Raw genomic sequence first — 17,547 nt, 5'->3', positions numbered from 1 at the left:
CTAGGTGGTGTGTCAGGCGGGGTTCTTGCCCTGTTCGGCCTGAACCCGTGCCTGGATCTCACGCTGGATGTCCGCACCGCTCGACGCCTTCGGCGCGGCGGCGGTCTTGCCGTCGGTCACCTGCGCGACGGAGTCACCCTTCATGGAAGCGCGGATCTGCTCCAGTCGCGAGTGCCCCGCGAGCTGCGTCGTGGAGGCCTGGACCTCCATCATCCGGCCCTGGACGGAGTTCTGCGCGAGTTCGGCCGAGCCGAGCGCCGTGGTGTAGCGCTTCTCGATCTTGTCGCGAACGTCTTCCAGTGACGGGGTGTTGCCCGGCGCGGCCAGCTGACTCATCTGGTTCAGCGAAGCGGAGACCTGCTCCTGCATCTTCGCCTGCTCCAGCTGCGAGAGCAGCTTGGTGCGCTCGGCCAGCTTCTGCTGCAGCATGGTCGCGTTGCGCTCGACGGCCTTCTTCGCCTGCTCCGCAGCCTGAAGCGACTGGTCGTGCAGGGTCTTGAGGTCCTCGATGCTCTGCTCGGCGGTGACGAGCTGCGCGGCGAAGCTCTCCGCCGCGTTCTCGAACTCTGTCGCCTTCTGCTCGTCGCCCTTGGCACGCGCCTCGTCGGCGAGCACCAGCGCCTGACGGGTCGAAGCCTGCAGCTTCTCCACGTCGCCGAGCTGGCGGTTCAGCTTCATCTCCAGCTGGCGCTGGTTACCGATCACCGAGGCGGCCTGCTGGGTCAGCGCCTGGTGATTGCGCTGTGCCTCCTCGATGGCCTGCTGGATCTGTACCTTCGGGTCGGCGTGCTCGTCGATCTTCGACGAGAACGCCGCCATCATGTACTTCCAGAACTTCACGAACGGGTTGGCCATCTCCTCCGCCTGCCTTCTCGCATCCCACGGGCTGTTACCTCGAGGTGGGGCGTCCCCTCTGTGATGTTGCAACGTCCCGACCCCGGCGTTGAGTTCCATCGTGTCAGGTCGGCGTCCCGCGTTCCAGGCGACCCCGACGGAATTCAGGGATCCCCCTGACTGTGATGTCCACGACTTTCGGGTTCGCGCGACGGTGACCCAGGGTGAAAACGGCCGGAGTCAGCGGCGCAGCGCGGTCTCCTGTTCCATCCGTGACAACTTCTCGGGGTTGCGCACGGCGTAGAGCCCGGTGATGAGGCCGTCCTCGACCCGCAGCGCGATGACGGTGTCGACCTCGCCGCCGAGCCGGAGGACCAGCGCGGGACGGCCGTTGACCTGCGCCGTCCGCATCGTCGCCGCGTCGTCCCGGATCGGATGGCTCGAGGCGAGCAGCGGCGCGATCACCGAGGCCCCCACCAGGGGTTCGAGCACGGCCTGCACCACTCCGCCGCCGTCGCCGAGGAAGACGACGTCCGGTGCCAGGACGTCGAGCAGCCCCTGCAGATCACCCGTCCGGACGGCACGGTGGAACGCGTCGAGCACGTCCCGGGTCTCGGCCGCGGACGCGGCACCGCGCGGCCGCCGGGCGGCGACGTGCGCCCGGGCGCGATGGGCGATCTGGTGGACCGCGGCCGGGGTCTTGCCGACGGCTTCGGCGATCTCGCCGTAGGCCACGTCGAACACCTCGCGCAGCACGAACACCGCGCGCTCGGTCGGCGCGAGGGTCTCCAGCACCAGCAGCATCGCCATCGAGACGCTGTCGGCCAACTCGACATCCTCGGCCACGTCGGGTGTGGTGAGCAGCGGTTCGGGCAGCCAAGGGCCGACGTAGGACTCCTTGCGGCGGCCGAGTGTGCGGAGCCTGCCGAGCGCCTGCCGGGTGGTGATGCGGACCAGGTACGCCCGCGGGTTCTCCACGGTGGCGAGATCGACGCCCGTCCAGCGCAACCAGGTCTCCTGGAGGACGTCCTCCGCGTCGGCCGCCGAGCCGAGCATCTCGTAGGCGACGGTGAACAGCAGGTTCCGGTGGGCGACGAACGCCTCCGTGGCGGGGTCGGACATGAACGGCTCCTGGTTGCTCGCGACGGTGTCCCCCACCTGACACCGCGCGGTGCCGGTTTCTGACACTTCGGAGCCGTGGCGCACGTCACAGCCCCGCGCTGTCAGCGTGCCCCGCCCACCGGCATCTGGTGGTCGTTCGATTCAGCACACGACCACGAAGAGGGCGAGACCATGGATTCCCGTTTCGATCTGAACAGCAACGAGCTCGGCGCCAAGCTCGGCAAGCGCTTCGCAGGAGTCAGTGTCGGCATCAAAGGCTCGACACTGCCGAAGGTCGTCCAGGAGCTGGTGTCGCTGCGGGCCAGCCAGCTCAACGGCTGCGGCTACTGCGTCGACGCGCACGCCAAGGACCTGGCCGCCGCCGGCGAACCCGCGGTGCGCGTCAACCTGGTCGCCGCCTGGCGCGAATCGACCGTGTTCACCGAGGCCGAGCGGGCAGCGCTGGCCTTCGCGGAGGAAGGCAGCCGCCTCGCCGACGCGCACCAGGGCGTCTCGGACGAGACCTGGTCCCGGGTGCGGAAGCACTACGACGATGATCAGGTCGCCGCGCTGGTCTACCTGGTCGCGATGATCAACGCCGCCAACCGGCTGCTCGTGATCACCCACACCAAGGGCGGCTCCTACCAGGCGGGCACGTTCGACGCCGTCGTGAACTGAAGCCGAAGAGGCCCCAGGCGGACTGCCTGGGGCCTCTCGGCGTTCACGACTTGCTAAGCGGCGACCATCTTCGGTGCGGAAATGGTCGTCCGCAGGGCGGGACTCATCCGCGGCGGCGGGGAGATCCGCAGGTCGGCAAGGTCGTTGCCGATCAGCTCGGACACCAGTCGGCCACCTTCGAGGCCCGCTTCGGCGCTCTCTCGCTCCGGAGCGCGCCTCTTGCCCGCCTCGACCTTCTCGTCCACCGGGGCGACCTCGACGTTGTCCATCGCCGAGACGTCCGCCGCGACCTTGTGCAGGAGTTCGCCCAGCGGAAGGTCCAGGGCATCGCAAATGGACGCCAGCAGCTCGCTGGACGCCTCCTTCTGCCCACGCTCGACCTCGGAGAGGTAGCCGAGGCTCACCCTGGCGGCGCGGGAGATGTCTCGCAGCGTTCGACGCTGGTTCGTGCGGGCGTGTCGGAGCCGGTCGCCGATCGCCTCGCGCAACAGCACGGTCATCACGCGCCTCCCTTCCAGGACTGACTACCCCCTACGTTACCCAGAGCGGTGCCCCGGGCGCAGGTGTTGACACGGCAATACGCCAAGGGCGAACGCGGCGATCATGCGAGATGTTCCCCCAGCAGGGCGAACGCGCCGCTGACCGCGCCGTCCCTGACCGAGGCTCGATCACCGCTCAAGCGCAGCGTACGGACGGCGAGCACGTCCGGCCCGGCGAGACCGACGTGGACGGTGCCGGGTGCGACGCCGTCCTGTCCGGCCGGGCCCGCGACACCGGTCAGGCCGAGACCCCAGGTGGCGCCGCAGCGGTCCCTCGCGCCGGCGGCCAACTGAGCCGCGACCTCGGGATGAACCGCGCCGTGGGTGGCGAGGAGGTCCGCGTCGACCCCGGCGAGCGAGGCCTTGAGGTCGGTGGCGTAGACGATCAGCCCGCCCCGGACGACGGCACTCGATCCGGGGACCTCGGTCAGCGTCGCGCAGACCAGCCCGGCGGTCAGCGACTCCGCGGTCGCCACCGTCTCCCCGCGCTCGATCAGGTGAGTGATCAAGGTCTCAGCTTTCATCCGCCCGCGGCACGCCTTCCCGCGGAGCGCAGCCGAACCGCGCGCACGACGTAATCGAGGCCGGTCACGACGGTCAGCACGAGCGCGAGACCCATCAGGATCCACCGCACCGGCTCGGCCGCGACGGGCAGGGGCAGCAGGTACGCGGTGATGGCCGCGATCTGCGCGAGCGTCTTGGCCTTGCCGCCCCGGCTGGCCGGGATGACACCGTGCCGGATCACCCAGAACCGCAGCAACGTCACGCCGATCTCGCGGATCGCGATGACGATGGTGACCCACCAGCCCAGTTCGCCGAGCACGCTGAGCCCGATCAGCGCGGCGCCGATCAGCGCCTTGTCCGCGATCGGGTCGGCGATCTTGCCGAAGTCGGTGATCAGCCCGTACTTGCGCGCCACCCAGCCGTCGACCTGGTCGGTGAACGACGCGATCGCGAACAGCGCGGTGGCGATCGCCCGCCAGAAGGTGTCCGTCCCGTCGCCGGTGAACAGCGCCATCACGAACAGCGGCACCAGCACCAGCCGCGACATCGTGAGCAGGTTCGCCAGGTTCAGCGTCGGGACCGGGGTGGCCTCGGGTACCCGTGCGTGCTCACCGCCCGTCCCCTCACCGGCCCCGGCGTCGCTCGGGGCGGCATTCACCGGTCGGCCTCGGGCGGCGCGGGCCGCACGATCAGATCGACACCCTCGGAGTCGACGACCTCGCAGCGCACGAAGTCACCGACCGCCAGCGAGGGCAGGTCGTCCGTCTCGATCAGGACGCATTCGCCGTCGACCTCGGGGGCCTGGTGCGCGGCGCGGCCGATCGGGTCCTCGCCGTCCTCGGCCTGCTCGATCAGGACGTCGACGAAATCGCCGATGCGCTCTTCCGCCCGCTGCGAGGTCAGCTCCTCGACCAGCGCGGAGATCCGCGAGACCCGCTCGGCCACCACGCTCTCGTCGAGTTTGCCGTCGAAGGTCTCGGCCTCGGTGCCGTCTTCGTCGGAGTAGCCGAAGACACCCACCGCGTCCAGCCGCGCGCCGTTCAGGAAGCGCTCCAGCTCGGCGACGTCCTCTTCGGTCTCGCCGGGGAACCCGACGATGACGTTGGTGCGGATGCCGGCGGCGGGCGAGTACTCCCGGATCTGGTCGCACAGCGCGAGGAACGAATCCGTGGAGCCGAAGCGGCGCATGCGGCGCAGCACGGTCTCGCTCGAGTGCTGGAAGGAGAGGTCGAAGTAGTCGGCGACGCCCGGAGTGGTCGCGATGGCCTTGACCAGGCCGGGGCGCGTCTCGGCGGGCTGCAGGTACGAGACGCGGACGCGCTCGATACCGGGCACCGCGGCCAGGCGCGGGACCAGCAGTTCGAGCGCGCGGGCGCCATCACGGCCGAAGTCCTTGCCGTAGGAGGTGGAGTTCTCCGAGACGAGGAAGACCTCCTTGACGCCGTTCTCCGCGAGCCACATCGCCTCGGCGACGATCTCGTCCGGCTGCCGGGACACGAAGGAGCCGCGGAACGACGGGATCGCGCAGAACGAGCAGCGGCGGTCGCAGCCGGAAGCGATCTTCAGCGCGGCCACCGGGGAGGTGTCGAGCCTGGTCCGCAGCACCCGCGGGCCCCAGCCGTGCTGCGCGTGCCCCGGCACCTCGACCGTCTCGGCGGCCGTCGGGCGCTGCACCGGGCTGATCGGCAGCAGCTTGCGGCGGTCGGAGGGGGTGTGGGACTCGACCTTGCGGCCGGCCACGACGTCTTCGAGACGGTCGGCGAGGTCGGCGTAGTGATCGAAGCCCAGGACCGCGTCGGCCTCGGGCAGGTTCTCGGCCAGCTCGTTGCCGTAGCGCTCGGCCATGCAGCCGACGGCGACGACCTTCTTGCCGGTGTCGGCCGCGGCGAGCAGGGTGTCGACCGAATCCTTCTTGGCCGACTCGACGAAGCCGCAGGTGTTGACGACCACGACGTCGGAGTCCTCGGGCTCGGCGGCGAGCTCCCAGCCGCCCGCCGCCAGCCGTCCGGCGAGTTCCTCGGAATCGACCTCGTTGCGGGCGCAACCGAGGGTCAACAAGGACACGCGGCGAGTGGCGACAGGATCAGTGGTGGGAGAAGGCACGTGCCTTAGGGTAGCTGGCCTGTTCGCGGGGTCGCCGATCGCTCGCTCGGGCGAGCCCTCGACCGGCCGCGGCGCCCGGGATGGCTTAATGGTGGACGTGCCGCCAGACCCTCTCCTTCACCGCCGCCCCACCGTCCGCCGGGCGCGGATCGCGGACGTCCGCAAGATCAAGGCGCTGGTCGACTCCGACGCGGGAACGGTGCTGCTGGAGAAGGACCTCGTCACCCTCTACGAGAACGTCCAGGAATTCTGGGTGGCCGAAGACGGTGACGACGTCCTCGGCTGCGGCGCGCTCCACGTGCTGTGGGAGGACATCGCCGAGCTGCGCACCATCGCCGTCGACAAGGCCGCCCGCGGACGTGGCATCGGGCACGCGCTGGTGGAACAGCTGATCGGCTTCGCCCGCGAGATCGGGCTGAAGCGGCTGTTCGTGCTGACCTTCGAGACCCGTTTCTTCGCCGTCCACGGGTTCGTCGAGATCGACGGCACTCCGGTGACCCAGGAGGTCTACGAGGAGATGCGGCGCTCGGCGGATCCGGGTGTCGCGGAGTTCCTGGACCTGCCGTACGTGAAGCCCAACACCCTGGGCAACAGCCGGATGTTGCTGGAGCTGTAGCTGAAGGGGACTTTCCCCGCATCGGATGCGGTGAAGGGCCCCTTCAGCCCATCTCCGCGTGGCAGGCGACCCGCACGCGGTTGCGCGGTCCTCGGGGTTGGCCAGGTCACCCCGACCTCGGACCTTGGTCAGTGGTTAGTCGTGAGTGGGTTTCCGGGAGAACTCGGACCCGAGCCACTCACGACTCCAGTCCTTTCTTCGCGTGGCGCGCGACCCGGACGCGGTTGCCGCACAGCGACGGCGTGCACCAGACGCGCCTGCTGTTGGCCGCCACGAACAGCATCGAGCAGTCGTGCGCGCCGCATCGCCTGAGCCTTTCGGCGCGCGGCCCCGACACGAGGTCGATCGTGGCCACCGCGACGGCGGCGAGAGCGATCTCGCCGCCGTCCTCGCCGTGCCAGATCATGTCGACTCCCCGGGCGGTGAGCCGCGGGCTGGCGGGGACGGCGGCAGCGGCCGCGTTGACCCGCTCGACGGCCCACGCCTCGGGTTCCCGCGCGGCCACGGCCGCTTCCAGTACTTCACGCACCGCTGACCGCAGCCGCCTCGTCTGCTCGGCCGACGGCGGCCGCGCGCCCGCGGGCAGCCGCGACGCCTGCGCCGACCAGAACCTGGCGTGACCGTCGTCGAGCAGGTCGATCGACGGCGAAGTGGCCAGCAAGACGGTGTCGGCGAGGTTCACCGCGAGATCGTCACCGGGAAGCGAGTCCAGATCGAGCATGCCTTGACACTATCAGGTACTAATGGTTAAAAGGAACTCAAACCATTAGGGAGTGTTCATGGCGACCATCCGGCACCGTTCGGTCCGACTCGGCGACGTCGAGGTCTTCTATCGCGAGGCGGGCGATCCCGACGCGCCCGTCTTGCTTCTGCTGCACGGCTTCCCGACGTCGTCGCACCAGTTCGTCCGGCTGATGCGGCGGCTCGCCGGAAGATGGCGGCTCATCGCGCCGGATCTGCCCGGATTCGGCCGGACCGTGACCCCGGACGGATTCACGTTCACCTTCGACCGGCTCGCGGAGGTGCTCGGTGAGTTCACCGAAGCGCTGGAGCTGCGCCGATACGCGCTCTACGTCTTCGATTTCGGCGCTCCGGCGGGCCTGCGGCTGGCCGTGTCGCGGCCGTCCGAGGTCACGGCGCTGATCACGCAGAACGGCAACGCGTACGTCGAGGGGCTCGGGCCCGCGATGCCGGACTTCGCGAACCTGACCGACGAAGCCGAGGCGAAGCGCGGGTTCGCGGAGATCCTCGGACTGGAGCAGATCAAGTGGCAGTACACCGAAGGCGCCCGCGATCCGGAGACCATCGATCCGTCGAACTACCTGCTGGACCGCTACTTCCTCGACAGTCCCGGCCGGGAGGTCGCCATGCAGGATCTCTTGTGGGACTACCGGAACAACCCGCCCGTGTACCCGAAGTTCCAGGCGTGGCTGCGGGAAACGCAGCCACCGGTGCTCGCCGTCTGGGGCCGGAACGATCAGTTCTTCGTCCCGGCGGGAGCCGAAGCCTTCCGGAAGGATGTTCCCTCGGCGGAGGTTCACTTCTTCGACACCGGGCATTTCGCGCTGGAGGAGGACGTCGAGCCGATCAGCGAGCTGATCGACCGCTTCCTGGCGGCGCAGCACTGAAAGGCGGGACATGGACACCTCGGTCACCGACCACCTGCTCGGCACGACGCGGTCGGTCCGCCGCAAACTCGACCTGAGCCGCCCGGTCGAACCGGAGGTGCTCGAAGAGTGCCTGCGGCTCGCGCTCCAGGCGCCGACGCCGGGCAACCAGCAAGCCTGGCGCTGGCTCGTCGTCCGGGATCAGGCGGTCAAGGACAGGCTGGCCGGGTTGTTCCGGCGGGTCGGAAAGGCGTATCTGGAAGCGAACGCGGCCGCGCTGGGCGAGGCGATCAACGAGCCCTCCGTCGCGCGGGCGTTCGCTTCGGGGCAGCATCTGATCGACGTGATCGACAGGGTTCCGGTGTTCGTCATCCCGTGCCTGAAAGGCAGGCCGAGCGGCGACAACGCGACCGACGCCGCCTTCTACGGCGGGATCTTCCCGGCGGTGTGGAACTTCCAGCTGGCGCTGCGCTCGCGCGGCCTCGGCTCGACGCTCACGACGTATCACCTGACACACGAGGCGGAAGCGGCCGGGATCCTCGGCATCCCCTCCGACGTCACGCAGGTCGGGCTGCTGCCGGTCGCCTACACGACCGTGCCGGACTTCAAACCCGCGTCGCGTGTGCCGCTGTCGGAAGTCGCGTACCTCGACGGCTGGGGCAACGCGCTCTAGGCCCTGGACACCCGCAGGGTGACCTGGTCGCCCCCCGAGCTCACGGCGACCAGGTCCACCCGGCAGGCGGCGAACTCGACGGACTGCCTGCCACCACGTCCGGTGGAGGCGACTTCCGCCGTCGTCCGCTCACCGCGTCCGGGTTCGGCGAGGGTCAGCTCGATCACGGCCTCCCCCTCCCAGACGCAGACCATGCCCTCGCCGCACCGGGAATCGGACACCAGCCGCGCGAAGCGGATGCTGACGTCCTTCGACGCGACCTCGGTCGTCTCGCCGGCCTTGAGGACGACCGTCTGCCCCAGCTCCACGGTGCCCTGAGGCGGCTCCGTGGGCTTCTGTTGCGGCTTGTCCTGGGGCTTTTGGGGCGTTTGAGGCTGGTGCGCCGGCGCGGGCTGGACCAACACGGGCTGGGTCGCCGTGGGTTGTTCGCGCGCGGCGGAGCTGCCGACCCCGCAAGCGAGGCCGACCAAGGCGCAGAGCACGACGAGCAGCTTCTTGGGGTCCACGGGCTAGGGACGTAACGGAGCCACCGGTCCGTTGCATCGGGTCTCAGTTGATCTTTTCGACCAAGACCCAGACGCCAGTGGACGGGTTGCCGCCGTGCTCCGCACCCGGCTCGCCGTTCTGCTTTCGCGCCCGCGCGACCGCGGATTCGATCCCGCTCTCGTAGTCGGCAAAGCGCAGAGTGGTCTTGCTGAATCCCGGCACATGCTTGACCAGGCGTTTCACGACGTCGCCGTAACACGTCAGCGGTGCCGTGCAGGCCTCGAAATGCAGAAGCAACCAGAACTCGAAACAGGGGTTCGAGATCGCCAGGTTGATCCGGAGCCTACGAGCCGTCGTGACCGCCTACTTGACCACCATGTCCGGGTCACCGCGCTTCGCCTTGATCTTGATCGTGACAGCAGGGTTGCGCCGAATCCGTTTGAGCCCTTCGAAGTAAGCGGGCTCCGTGGCCTCGGCACCGCAGACGACGAGGATCGACGTTCGCTGCTCCCGGAAGGCCGGCCGCCTCCGGCCGCTGTTCTCCCGGCGGGTCATCTGCCCAGCACTGCCTCGGCGAAATCGCCCAACACCGGAACGGCGCCATAGCTACCGGCCAGGTAGCGCCGTTCGGTGTTCTGGTCCTTGCGAGGCTTGAAGTCCGTGAGCGGGTACAGCTCGCTGGCTCCCTCGGCGTTCTTGTCGACGAACCAGATCTGATCCCGTTCCAGCACGCTGTCACCGAGCATCGTGCCGAGCAGGCTGGTGTCGTGAGTGGTGAAGATGAGCTGGGCGCCGTGGGGATTGGTTTCTCCGGACTGGAAGAGACCGACGAGCCTCGCCGTCACCATCGGGTGCAGGCTGGAATCGATCTCGTCGACGACGAGAACCTGTCCTTCGTCGAGCGCGTCCAGAACAGTCGGGATGAGCCGGAGCCAGTTCCTGGTTCCGGCGGACTCATCGTGCAATTCGAACGGCGCGTCGGCCTTCCTGTGCAGGAATCTCAGCCTCCATCGTGGCCCGGAGACAGGACCTGGCCGTGACAAGCCGCGTCTCCTGGTAGCCCAATGGCTCATCGACCTGCTCCGCGATGACATCCGCGATGCCCACGTCGGCAGCCGTGAGCAGAGACAACAGGCGACGACTGTTCCGTGCATCGCGCTGCAGGAAATTCCCGACTCGGCTCCCCACCTCATCGGAAGCCCACGTTCCCTCGACCGGGGTGATCCGGAGATTTCGCTCGAACCAGCGATAGACCGGCATCAAGGGACCGAGTTCAAGCCCGGAGCAAGAGCTGAGTACCAGCACGTCTCCGCGGATCAATTCCTCGAGAGCAGTGAACTTGCTCCTCAAACCCGCCGAAGTGGACCCGAACCGGAGCTCGTCACCGGTCCGCTCGAACACCACTCGCCGACGCTTCTCCGGGTAGGCGTACAGCCATTCTTCGACGACCGCTTCGTCACTGGCGCGGAAGCCGTAGGTGTACCGAGTTCCTTCGGCGAGGATCTCGATCACGAATGTCGACGGGAGCTCCGGCGCTTGGACGTCGAGGCGGAAAATGCTGCGTGGCCAGGCACCGAGGACTTTCGACGTCAGCACTCCGACTGCCATGTAGGTCAGCCCGTCGAGCAGGTTCGACTTGCCGGAGGCGTTCGCGCCGTAGATCGCGGCCACCGGGACCGCCGAGCGATCGTCCCCCGGCATGGCGGGCATCAGGAGCAACTCCTGCTCGTCACGGAAAGAACGATGGTTGCCCAACCGGAAGCTTCGAAGCACCCTGACCGCCTCCCTGGCAAAGTTTCAGGCCGTTCCGTACCAGTAAACCGCACAGAACGACCTGAAGCATCATCCAGGGCCGGGTTCAGTCGTCGTCCGAGGCGTCTCCGCCGTTCGCGTCCCCGCCGCCGCGGATCATGAACAGCACCGACTCCAGCTCCTCCGGCTTGATCAGCACGTCCCGCGCCTTCGACCCCTCCGAGGGACCGACGACACCCCGGCTTTCCAGCAGGTCCATCAGGCGCCCGGCCTTGGCGAACCCGACCCGCAGCTTCCGCTGCAGCATCGACGTCGAGCCGAACTGCGAGGTGACGATCAGCTCGGCGGCCTGCAGCAGGACGTCGAGGTCGTCGCCGATGTCGGAGTCGATCTCCTTCTTCTCGCCGGCCTTCGCGGCGGTGACGCCGTCCTGGTAGTCCGGCTGCGCCTGCTCCTTCGCGAAGTTGACGACGGACGCGATCTCCTCGTCGCCGACGAACGCGCCCTGGATGCGGACCGGTTTCCCGGCGCCCATCGGCAGGTACAGGGCGTCACCCATACCGATGAGCTTCTCCGCGCCCGGCTGGTCGAGGATGACTCGCGAGTCGGTGAGCGACGACGTCGCGAACGCCAGCCGCGAAGGCACGTTGGTCTTGATCAGGCCGGTCACCACGTCAACGGACGGGCGCTGGGTCGCCAGGACCAGGTGGATACCGGCGGCACGCGCCTTCTGGGTGATCCGGACGATCGCGTCCTCGACGTCACGCGGGGCGGTCATCATCAGGTCGGCGAGCTCGTCGACGATCGCCATGATGTACGGGTACGGCGCGTACACGCGCTCGCTGCCCGGCGGCGCCGTGATCTCGCCCGAGCGCACCTTCTTGTTGTAGTCGTCGATGTGCCGGACCTTGTTGACCTGCATGTCCTGATACCGCTGCTCCATCTCCTCCACCAGCCAGGCCAGCGCCGCGGCGGCCTTCTTCGGCTGGGTGATGATGGGCGTGATCAGGTGCGGGATGCCCTCGTACGGGGTCAGCTCGACCATCTTCGGGTCGATCAGGATCATCCGGCACTCGTCCGGCGTCGCCCGCGCGAGCAGCGAAACCAGCATCGAGTTCACGAAGCTCGACTTACCGGAACCGGTGGACCCCGCCACCAGCAGGTGCGGCATCTTCGTCAGGTTCGCGGTGACGAAATGGCCTTCGATGTCCTTGCCGAGCCCGATGACCATCGGGTGGTTGTCCTTGACCGTCGACGGCGCGCGCAGCACGTCGCCGAGGCGCACCATCTCGCGGTCGGAGTTCGGCACCTCGATGCCGACCGCGGATTTGCCGGGGATCGGCGCCAGCAGCCGGACGTTGTCGGTCGCCACCGCGTAGGCGATGTTCTTGGTCAGCGCGGTGATCTTCTCGACCTTCACGCCGGGGCCGAGTTCGACTTCGTACCGGGTGACCGTCGGGCCCCGCGTGAAGCCGGTGACCTGCGCGTCGACGTTGAACTGGTCCAGTACGCCGGTGATCGCCTCGATCATGGCGTCGTTGGCCTTGCTGCGGGACTTCGGCGCGTCGCCGAGCTTCAGCAGGTCCGGCGGCGGGAGTTTGTAGTCGCCCTCGACGGTCCGGGTGACCGCCATCGGCGGCTCGGCCTTCTTCGGCTTCTTCTCCTCGACCGGCTTGGCAGCGGGTTTCGGCGGCCGCATCGGGGTCGGCGGTTCGGCCAGCGCGGCCTCGATGTCCAGCTGCTCCCCCGCGTTGTCGCCTGCCCCCTGGCGGCGCCGCGAAGGCTTCCGCAGGCGGACCGACTTCGGGTCGGCTTCGGTGACGGCGTCGCGTTCGTCGTGGATGGCCTGGCGTTCGGCCTCGGCCTCTTCGATCTCTTCGGGGTCGAGGCCCCAGTTGCGCAGGCGGTGCGGGATCTCCCGGACCGGCGTCCCGGTGAACACGAGCGTGCCGAACAGCAGCACCAGCACCAGCAACGGCACCGCGACCCAGGTCGTGACGCCCATGGTCAGCAGACCGCCGGAGAACGCGCCGATCACCCCACCGGCGTACATCCGGCCGTCGTTGCTCTCGGGCAGCGCGGTGAAGATGTGCAGCAGGCCGAGTACGGACAGGACGACCAGCAGCGTGCCGATGACCATCCGCGGCCGGGCCTCCGGCACCGGTTCCGACCGCATCAGCGCGACGGCGACCACGGTGAGCACCAGCGGCAGCGTCACCGCCCCCGCCCCGAGCAGGGACCGCGCGCCGACCTCCACCCAGCCACCGATCGGGCCTGCGGCCCGCCACCAGACACCGAACGCGATCACCAGCGCCAGCGCGATCAGGCCGAGTGCGAGACCGTCCCGGCGGTGTTCGGGCTCGAGTTCGCGGCTGCGGCCGACCGTCCTCGCGAGGGTTCCCAGCCCCTTGGCGAGCAGATTCCAGGTGCCGCGCACCCCCTTGGCGAAGGTGCCGGAAGACTTCTTCCTGGCCGCCGGGCGCCGTGGGGCGGGCTTCCTCGCCGCCGTTGACCTGGGCTTCGCCGGGGTACGTGGCTTTCGCGCCGGCCCTTTGCTGCCGCCGCTTCGCGCCGTACTCCGCTTCCTGGTCGTCGACCCGCTAGCCATGTCTCCACGGTAACCGCCTCGACCCTCCAGCCCCGGCTGCCACTCGGAGCACTCGGAGAACATTCGTCTCAGGTCACAGCTTGAGCGGCCATCCGGGTGAAAGGGGGTCCATGACATGCTCTGCCCCATGTTCGCGCTGCATCAGGATGAGAATTCGGCTCGCCGCGCCCCAGCGATCTGGCGCACGATGCTGAACATCGACCGGGGGCTGGTCAACTTCGTCGGCAAACTCACCGTGACCGGCGGTGTGTCGGCGGAACTGCGCCGGAAGCCCTTGCTCATGACGGCCAACCACATCGGCGTGTTCGACGCGTTCGTGCTGATGGCGGCCTGCAAGAGGATCGGCATCAACCCGCGGTTCATGCTGGCGGGCGGCATCCTCGACGCGCCGGTCATCGGCCCGGCGCTGCGGGTCAGCGGTCATCTGCGGGTCGACCGCAAAGAGGCTTCGACGGCCATCGGCCAGTTCGCCGAGGCGACCGAGGCCCTGCGCACCACGCGCGACCCGCTCATCGTCTATCCCGAGGGCCGGATCAGCCACGACCCCGGCCTGTGGCCGGAGCGGGGCAAGACCGGCGCCGCGCGGCTCGCGCTGGCGGCCGGGGTACCGGTGATCCCGATCAGCCAGTGGGGCGCGCACGAAGCCGTCTACTGGGGGACGGAGACCGTCAACGGGCCCGGCGATCTGGTGCCGCTCGCCAAATCCGGGCTGAGCGCGCCCATGCGGCGTCCCCGGTTCAAGGTGCACTTCGGCGATCCGGTGGACCTGTCGGACGTCGAGCCGGAGCGGCCGGGCGCCGGGGTCCGCGCGCACGCCAAGATCATGCAGGCGATCACGGACGGCATGGTGCCGCTGCGCCGCGACGAGCTGGACAAGCCGCGGTTCCACGACCCGACACGGCCGACGGACACCGTCAGCCCGTGGAAGCGGTACTGAGTTCCGGATCCTGAGACGGGGCTCACGCTCGCCTAAGGTCGGCGGACGTGAGCACCCGCATCCTCGTCGTCTACTACAGCGCGACGGGCAACACCGCGAAACTGGCCTCGGCGCTGGCCGACGGCGCCCGTGAGACCGAAGCCGACGTCCGCGTCCGCACGGTTCCCGAAACCGCCCCGCCCGGTGCCGTGGCGAGCAATCCGCGCTGGCAGGCGTGGGTGGACGCGGGGCCGCACCACGAGACGGCGACGTTGGAAGACCTGGAGTGGGCCGACGGTTTCGCGGCCGGGAGCCCGACCCGCTTCGGCGGCCCCGCCGCCCAGCTGAAGTCCTATTTGGACAGTACCGGCGGCTTGTGGGCCAAGGGAAAGCTGGTGAACAAGGTCGCGACGTCGTTCACCACCGCGTCCACCGCGCACGGTGGCCTGGAATCGACGGTGCTGGCGACGAACAACATCTTCTACCACTGGGGCGCGATCGTCCTGCCGCTCGGCTACACCGATCCCCACCTGCTCGAATCGGGTAATCCCTACGGCGGCTCGTTCGTCTCGCGCAAGTCCGCCGAACCGGACGATCTGGCCCTGGACGCCCTCCGCCTGCAGGGCCGCCGCCTCGCCACCGTCTCCCGCTATGTCGCCGACGGTCTTTTCAAGGACGCCTGAGGGAACCGCGAGCCCGTCTCCCGCGTCGTAGCGTGGTCACTCAGCGTCACGCGACGGGGAGGAAACGGGATGGCCGGCGGGTACGAGGTGGTCCTGGGAGCGATCGATGCCGCGTCCAGGGCGGCGAAACGGGCTTCGGACGACGTCGGGCAGGTGGACCTCGCGATCACGCTCGCCGATGTCGCCGCGGGTCTGCCTGGTGGCGTTTCCGGTGAAGCGGCTCGGCTGCTCGCGGACGCCTGGGGCCGCGCGGTGCCGGGCTGGGCCGAGAACACCTCGGAGTACGCCGCACGGCTCGCCGAAGCGGGCGTCCGCTACCGCTCGAACGAGCAGGCGGCGTCCCGGGAACTCCGCGTCTGATGCTCACCTGGGGAGACGTGCGCCGGTGGGATCCGGCCGCGATCGGCCGGATCGCCGACGCGCTCAACGACGGCTGCACCCGGATCATCGCCGCGAACGACGATGTCGAGGCCATGACCCGCTTCACGGACTGGAGCGGCGAGGCCGCCACCGCCGCGTCCACGCGGGGCAAGTCGCTGACGTCCGCTTTGGAGCGGCTCGTGGCCGAGGCGTCCGCCGTGCGGCGAGGCGCCCACGAGGTGCAGATCGCGCTGGACCGGGTGGTCGCCTTCGTGCGGGAAACCGACGAGCTCGCGCACCGGAACGGCCTGACCATCGGTTCCGGCGGCGAGATCGTGCCCGCGAGCGGCCCTCCGCGACCCGACCGGCCGCGGGTCATCGCGGAACTGGCCGACCGCGTCGAGCAGATCCTCCGCCGCGCCACCGATGTCGACGCCGATTTCGCCGCCATCCTGCGGCGGGCTCTCCGCGGCGAGATCACCGAGCAGGGTGGTGGCACGCTCGCCCAGGCAGCGGACGCCGGAGCCACGCAGAGCGGCCTGTCGATCGTCGGCCCGCCGGAGGACGGCTCACCCGGCGACAACAAGGCGTGGTGGAACAGTCTTTCGGATACGGCGAAAGTCGCTCTGCTGCAAGGAAACCCGGGTCTGATCGGGAATCTCGACGGCGTCCCGGCCACCGACCGCGACGCCGCCAACCGCGCCGTCCTCGCGCGTGAAATCGCGCGGCTCCAAGGTGATCCGAAGCTCAGGGGCCTGGAGGCCATCCGTGACCGGCTCGAGCGAACGGAACCGCGGGCGTTCTTGCTGGGGCTCGACACCGGCGGCGACGGGAAGGCGATCGTTTCGGCGGGCAATCCCGACACCGCGCTGAATGTGGCGACGTACGTGCCGGGGACCGGTTCGGAGCTGGCGAAGATCGGCGGCGATCTCAACCGTTCCGACAAGATGTGGGCCGCGGCGACGACCGCGGGTTCCCCGTCGACGGCCGTGATCACCTGGCTCGGCTACGACGCGCCGGACGAGATCACCGACGCCGCGAGCGCAGAGTACGCCGACGGCGGCAAAGCGGCACTCGCCGGATTCCAAGACGGGCTACGGGAAACCCACCAAGGACCGCCTTCGCACAACACCGTGCTGGGCCACAGCTACGGCACCACGGTCGTCGGCCACGCGGCAGGCGACGGCGGTCTCGCCGCGGACGAACTCGTCTTCGTGGCGAGCCCCGGCGTCGGCGCGCACGATGTGAGCGAGCTGCACCTCGACGGGGTGAATCAGGACGAGATCGGCGATCACGTGCACGCGACGGTGGCCGAACACGACATGATCAATCTGGCCAACATCGAGATCGCCGGATACGACCCGATCCTCGGCCAGGATCCAACCGACGCGGACTTCGGCGGGCAGGTGTTCAGTTCGGCGCCGGGCACGGACGGATGGGGCGGCTACAGCCCGGAAGCGCACAGCCAATACTGGGAAGACAACAACCTTCGCTCCGGAACATCGGCCTGATCATCGCGGGGAAACCCGCCCTGGAGACGCCATGAAACCGACCATCACCGAACAACAGGCGAAGGACAAGGTCGAGCTGTACGTCCAGACCGCGGTCTCGGCGCTGCCCGCCACGGCGGAACGAAAACTGTTCACCCGGAACCGATCCGAGTGCGCCGACCCGACAGACAAAGGCCCTCAAGGCCGTTACGAGATCTCCGCGACCTACGAGGTGACCGGTCTCGACAAGGCGAAGTTCGCCGAATACTTCGACGCCATCGTCCGGTGGTGGTCGGCTCACGATTTCGAGGTCCTGACGGATTCGCGGCCGAAAGACCAGTACGTGTTCGCCAGGAACAACGCGGACGCCTTCGACATGTCCGTCCAGGCGAACGATCTCGGCAAGTTCTACGTCGGGGCGACCTCACCCTGCGTCTGGCCGAACGGCACCCCCGAACCCCAGGCCGCCGAAGCCGAGCAGCCTGTCGCCGCTCCCCCAGAGCCCGTCCGCAAGCCTCGCCGCGCTCCTGTCGACGACGAGGACTTCGACCGGACCAGCTGGACCGACGGCGGCACCTCCTTCTGACCCAGCCACGT

22 protein-coding genes are annotated in these 17,547 nt (G+C 68.9%); 9 read left to right on the top strand and 13 right to left on the bottom strand.

The features are described 5' to 3' along the window. Positions 1-12 precede the first annotated feature (12 nt). Positions 13-855 (bottom strand): PspA/IM30 family protein, encoded by an 843-nt coding sequence (locus tag HDA45_RS33360; protein WP_020637705.1) that lies wholly within the window; start codon positions 853-855, stop codon positions 13-15. A gap of 219 nt (positions 856-1,074) precedes the next feature. Next, positions 1,075-1,956: an RNA polymerase sigma-70 factor gene (locus HDA45_RS33355; protein WP_184902086.1), complete on the bottom strand. Its 882-nt coding sequence runs from the start codon at positions 1,954-1,956 to the stop codon at positions 1,075-1,077. A gap of 171 nt (positions 1,957-2,127) precedes the next feature. Between HDA45_RS33355 and HDA45_RS33350 the strand changes: the two genes are divergently transcribed. After that, the gene (locus HDA45_RS33350) at positions 2,128-2,613 is read left to right on the top strand and encodes a carboxymuconolactone decarboxylase family protein (protein ID WP_184906313.1); all 486 of its coding nucleotides are present in this window, start codon (positions 2,128-2,130) and stop codon (positions 2,611-2,613) included. A gap of 53 nt (positions 2,614-2,666) precedes the next feature. Here HDA45_RS33350 and HDA45_RS33345 read toward each other — a convergent pair whose 3' ends face one another. The 4 genes from HDA45_RS33345 to rimO form a co-directional block, all read right to left on the bottom strand. Further along, the gene (locus HDA45_RS33345; protein WP_184902084.1) at positions 2,667-3,113 is read right to left on the bottom strand and encodes a helix-turn-helix domain-containing protein; all 447 of its coding nucleotides are present in this window, start codon (positions 3,111-3,113) and stop codon (positions 2,667-2,669) included. A 101-nt stretch (positions 3,114-3,214) separates the two neighbouring features. After that, positions 3,215-3,676, bottom strand: a complete 462-nt coding sequence (locus HDA45_RS33340) for a CinA family protein (RefSeq protein WP_184902082.1) — start codon at positions 3,674-3,676, stop codon at positions 3,215-3,217. Then, entirely contained in the window at positions 3,673-4,314 is a 642-nt protein-coding gene (gene pgsA, locus HDA45_RS33335) for a CDP-diacylglycerol--glycerol-3-phosphate 3-phosphatidyltransferase (protein WP_184902080.1), read from the bottom strand. The genes HDA45_RS33340 and pgsA overlap by 4 nt, the downstream gene beginning before the upstream one ends. After that, positions 4,311-5,759 carry a 30S ribosomal protein S12 methylthiotransferase RimO gene (rimO, locus tag HDA45_RS33330; protein WP_184902078.1) on the bottom strand — a complete coding sequence of 483 codons (1,449 nt, stop codon included), beginning with the start codon at positions 5,757-5,759 and terminating at the stop codon, positions 4,311-4,313. The genes pgsA and rimO overlap by 4 nt, the downstream gene beginning before the upstream one ends. Positions 5,760-5,847: 88 nt before the next feature. On the opposite strand from rimO, the gene HDA45_RS33325 reads away from it, so the two are divergent. Then, positions 5,848-6,375 carry an amino-acid N-acetyltransferase gene (locus HDA45_RS33325; protein WP_184902076.1) on the top strand — a complete coding sequence of 176 codons (528 nt, stop codon included), beginning with the start codon at positions 5,848-5,850 and terminating at the stop codon, positions 6,373-6,375. Between the two features lie 178 nt (positions 6,376-6,553). Here HDA45_RS33325 and HDA45_RS33320 read toward each other — a convergent pair whose 3' ends face one another. Next, positions 6,554-7,096 carry a CGNR zinc finger domain-containing protein gene (locus tag HDA45_RS33320; protein WP_184902074.1) on the bottom strand — a complete coding sequence of 181 codons (543 nt, stop codon included), beginning with the start codon at positions 7,094-7,096 and terminating at the stop codon, positions 6,554-6,556. A gap of 58 nt (positions 7,097-7,154) precedes the next feature. Between HDA45_RS33320 and HDA45_RS33315 the strand changes: the two genes are divergently transcribed. Further along, positions 7,155-8,003, top strand: coding sequence for an alpha/beta fold hydrolase (locus HDA45_RS33315; protein ID WP_184902072.1), 849 nt, complete (start codon positions 7,155-7,157; stop codon positions 8,001-8,003). A gap of 10 nt (positions 8,004-8,013) precedes the next feature. Then, complete coding sequence (locus HDA45_RS33310) at positions 8,014-8,655, top strand: nitroreductase family protein (RefSeq protein WP_184902070.1); 642 nt, start codon at positions 8,014-8,016, stop codon at positions 8,653-8,655. Here the strand turns inward: HDA45_RS33310 and HDA45_RS33305 are convergent. The 6 genes from HDA45_RS33305 to HDA45_RS33290 all read right to left on the bottom strand — a co-directional run bounded on the left by HDA45_RS33305 (position 8,652) and on the right by HDA45_RS33290 (position 13,501). Continuing rightward, on the bottom strand, positions 8,652-9,161 hold the full coding sequence (locus HDA45_RS33305; protein ID WP_184902068.1) for a hypothetical protein: 510 nt from the start codon (positions 9,159-9,161) through the stop codon (positions 8,652-8,654). The genes HDA45_RS33310 and HDA45_RS33305 overlap by 4 nt on opposite strands. A gap of 43 nt (positions 9,162-9,204) precedes the next feature. After that, on the bottom strand, positions 9,205-9,465 hold the full coding sequence (locus HDA45_RS42570) for an RloB family protein (protein WP_343072309.1): 261 nt from the start codon (positions 9,463-9,465) through the stop codon (positions 9,205-9,207). A gap of 39 nt (positions 9,466-9,504) precedes the next feature. Continuing rightward, a complete protein-coding gene (locus tag HDA45_RS42565; protein ID WP_246480878.1) occupies positions 9,505-9,696 on the bottom strand; it encodes an RloB family protein in 192 nt (63 codons plus the stop codon). Further along, complete coding sequence (locus HDA45_RS42560) at positions 9,693-10,106, bottom strand: AAA family ATPase (RefSeq protein ID WP_378317021.1); 414 nt, start codon at positions 10,104-10,106, stop codon at positions 9,693-9,695. Before HDA45_RS42560 ends, HDA45_RS42565 begins: the two co-directional genes overlap by 4 nt. Beyond that, positions 10,096-10,851: an AAA family ATPase gene (locus HDA45_RS42165; RefSeq protein ID WP_246480876.1), complete on the bottom strand. Its 756-nt coding sequence runs from the start codon at positions 10,849-10,851 to the stop codon at positions 10,096-10,098. Before HDA45_RS42165 ends, HDA45_RS42560 begins: the two co-directional genes overlap by 11 nt. Before the next feature lie 148 nt (positions 10,852-10,999). Then, positions 11,000-13,501: a DNA translocase FtsK gene (locus HDA45_RS33290; RefSeq protein WP_221471309.1), complete on the bottom strand. Its 2,502-nt coding sequence runs from the start codon at positions 13,499-13,501 to the stop codon at positions 11,000-11,002. A gap of 127 nt (positions 13,502-13,628) precedes the next feature. On the opposite strand from HDA45_RS33290, the gene HDA45_RS33285 reads away from it, so the two are divergent. From HDA45_RS33285 to HDA45_RS33265, 5 genes are all read left to right on the top strand, one after another. Further along, complete coding sequence (locus HDA45_RS33285; RefSeq protein ID WP_184902063.1) at positions 13,629-14,438, top strand: lysophospholipid acyltransferase family protein; 810 nt, start codon at positions 13,629-13,631, stop codon at positions 14,436-14,438. Positions 14,439-14,485: 47 nt separating this feature from the next. Further along, positions 14,486-15,100 (top strand): NAD(P)H:quinone oxidoreductase, encoded by a 615-nt coding sequence (gene wrbA / locus HDA45_RS33280; protein ID WP_184902061.1) that lies wholly within the window; start codon positions 14,486-14,488, stop codon positions 15,098-15,100. Positions 15,101-15,169: 69 nt separating this feature from the next. After that, positions 15,170-15,460 (top strand): hypothetical protein, encoded by a 291-nt coding sequence (locus HDA45_RS33275; RefSeq protein ID WP_184902059.1) that lies wholly within the window; start codon positions 15,170-15,172, stop codon positions 15,458-15,460. Beyond that, positions 15,460-16,971: an alpha/beta hydrolase gene (locus HDA45_RS33270; protein ID WP_246480875.1), complete on the top strand. Its 1,512-nt coding sequence runs from the start codon at positions 15,460-15,462 to the stop codon at positions 16,969-16,971. Before HDA45_RS33275 ends, HDA45_RS33270 begins: the two co-directional genes overlap by 1 nt. A gap of 31 nt (positions 16,972-17,002) precedes the next feature. After that, positions 17,003-17,536: a hypothetical protein gene (locus HDA45_RS33265; protein ID WP_184902057.1), complete on the top strand. Its 534-nt coding sequence runs from the start codon at positions 17,003-17,005 to the stop codon at positions 17,534-17,536. The last annotated feature ends 11 nt before the right edge of the window (positions 17,537-17,547 follow it).

The organism is Amycolatopsis umgeniensis (assembly GCF_014205155.1).
Lineage (GTDB): Bacteria > Actinomycetota > Actinomycetes > Mycobacteriales > Pseudonocardiaceae > Amycolatopsis > Amycolatopsis umgeniensis.
Note: the sequence above shows the minus strand (reverse complement) of the source record. Positions and strands in the feature narration are given on the sequence as shown.

Excerpts from the sequence above, each read along its gene's own strand:
- HDA45_RS33320 (WP_184902074.1), bottom strand. The coding sequence starts at position 7,096 with ATGCTCGATCTGGACTCGCTTCCCGGTGACGATCTCGCGGTGAACCTC.
- HDA45_RS33290 (WP_221471309.1), bottom strand. The coding sequence starts at position 13,501 with ATGGCTAGCGGGTCGACGACCAGGAAGCGGAGTACGGCGCGAAGCGGC.
- HDA45_RS33275 (WP_184902059.1), top strand. The coding sequence starts at position 15,170 with ATGGCCGGCGGGTACGAGGTGGTCCTGGGAGCGATCGATGCCGCGTCC.
- HDA45_RS33315 (WP_184902072.1), top strand. The coding sequence starts at position 7,155 with ATGGCGACCATCCGGCACCGTTCGGTCCGACTCGGCGACGTCGAGGTC.
- HDA45_RS42565 (WP_246480878.1), bottom strand. The coding sequence starts at position 9,696 with ATGACCCGCCGGGAGAACAGCGGCCGGAGGCGGCCGGCCTTCCGGGAG.
- HDA45_RS33340 (WP_184902082.1), bottom strand. The coding sequence starts at position 3,676 with ATGAAAGCTGAGACCTTGATCACTCACCTGATCGAGCGCGGGGAGACG.
- HDA45_RS33270 (WP_246480875.1), top strand. The coding sequence starts at position 15,460 with ATGCTCACCTGGGGAGACGTGCGCCGGTGGGATCCGGCCGCGATCGGC.
- HDA45_RS33345 (WP_184902084.1), bottom strand. The coding sequence starts at position 3,113 with ATGACCGTGCTGTTGCGCGAGGCGATCGGCGACCGGCTCCGACACGCC.
- HDA45_RS33325 (WP_184902076.1), top strand. The coding sequence starts at position 5,848 with ATGGTGGACGTGCCGCCAGACCCTCTCCTTCACCGCCGCCCCACCGTC.
- HDA45_RS33360 (WP_020637705.1), bottom strand. The coding sequence starts at position 855 with ATGGCCAACCCGTTCGTGAAGTTCTGGAAGTACATGATGGCGGCGTTC.
- HDA45_RS33265 (WP_184902057.1), top strand. The coding sequence starts at position 17,003 with ATGAAACCGACCATCACCGAACAACAGGCGAAGGACAAGGTCGAGCTG.
- HDA45_RS42165 (WP_246480876.1), bottom strand. The coding sequence starts at position 10,851 with ATGCCCGCCATGCCGGGGGACGATCGCTCGGCGGTCCCGGTGGCCGCG.
- HDA45_RS33350 (WP_184906313.1), top strand. The coding sequence starts at position 2,128 with ATGGATTCCCGTTTCGATCTGAACAGCAACGAGCTCGGCGCCAAGCTC.
- HDA45_RS33355 (WP_184902086.1), bottom strand. The coding sequence starts at position 1,956 with ATGTCCGACCCCGCCACGGAGGCGTTCGTCGCCCACCGGAACCTGCTG.
- HDA45_RS33310 (WP_184902070.1), top strand. The coding sequence starts at position 8,014 with ATGGACACCTCGGTCACCGACCACCTGCTCGGCACGACGCGGTCGGTC.
- HDA45_RS33285 (WP_184902063.1), top strand. The coding sequence starts at position 13,629 with ATGTTCGCGCTGCATCAGGATGAGAATTCGGCTCGCCGCGCCCCAGCG.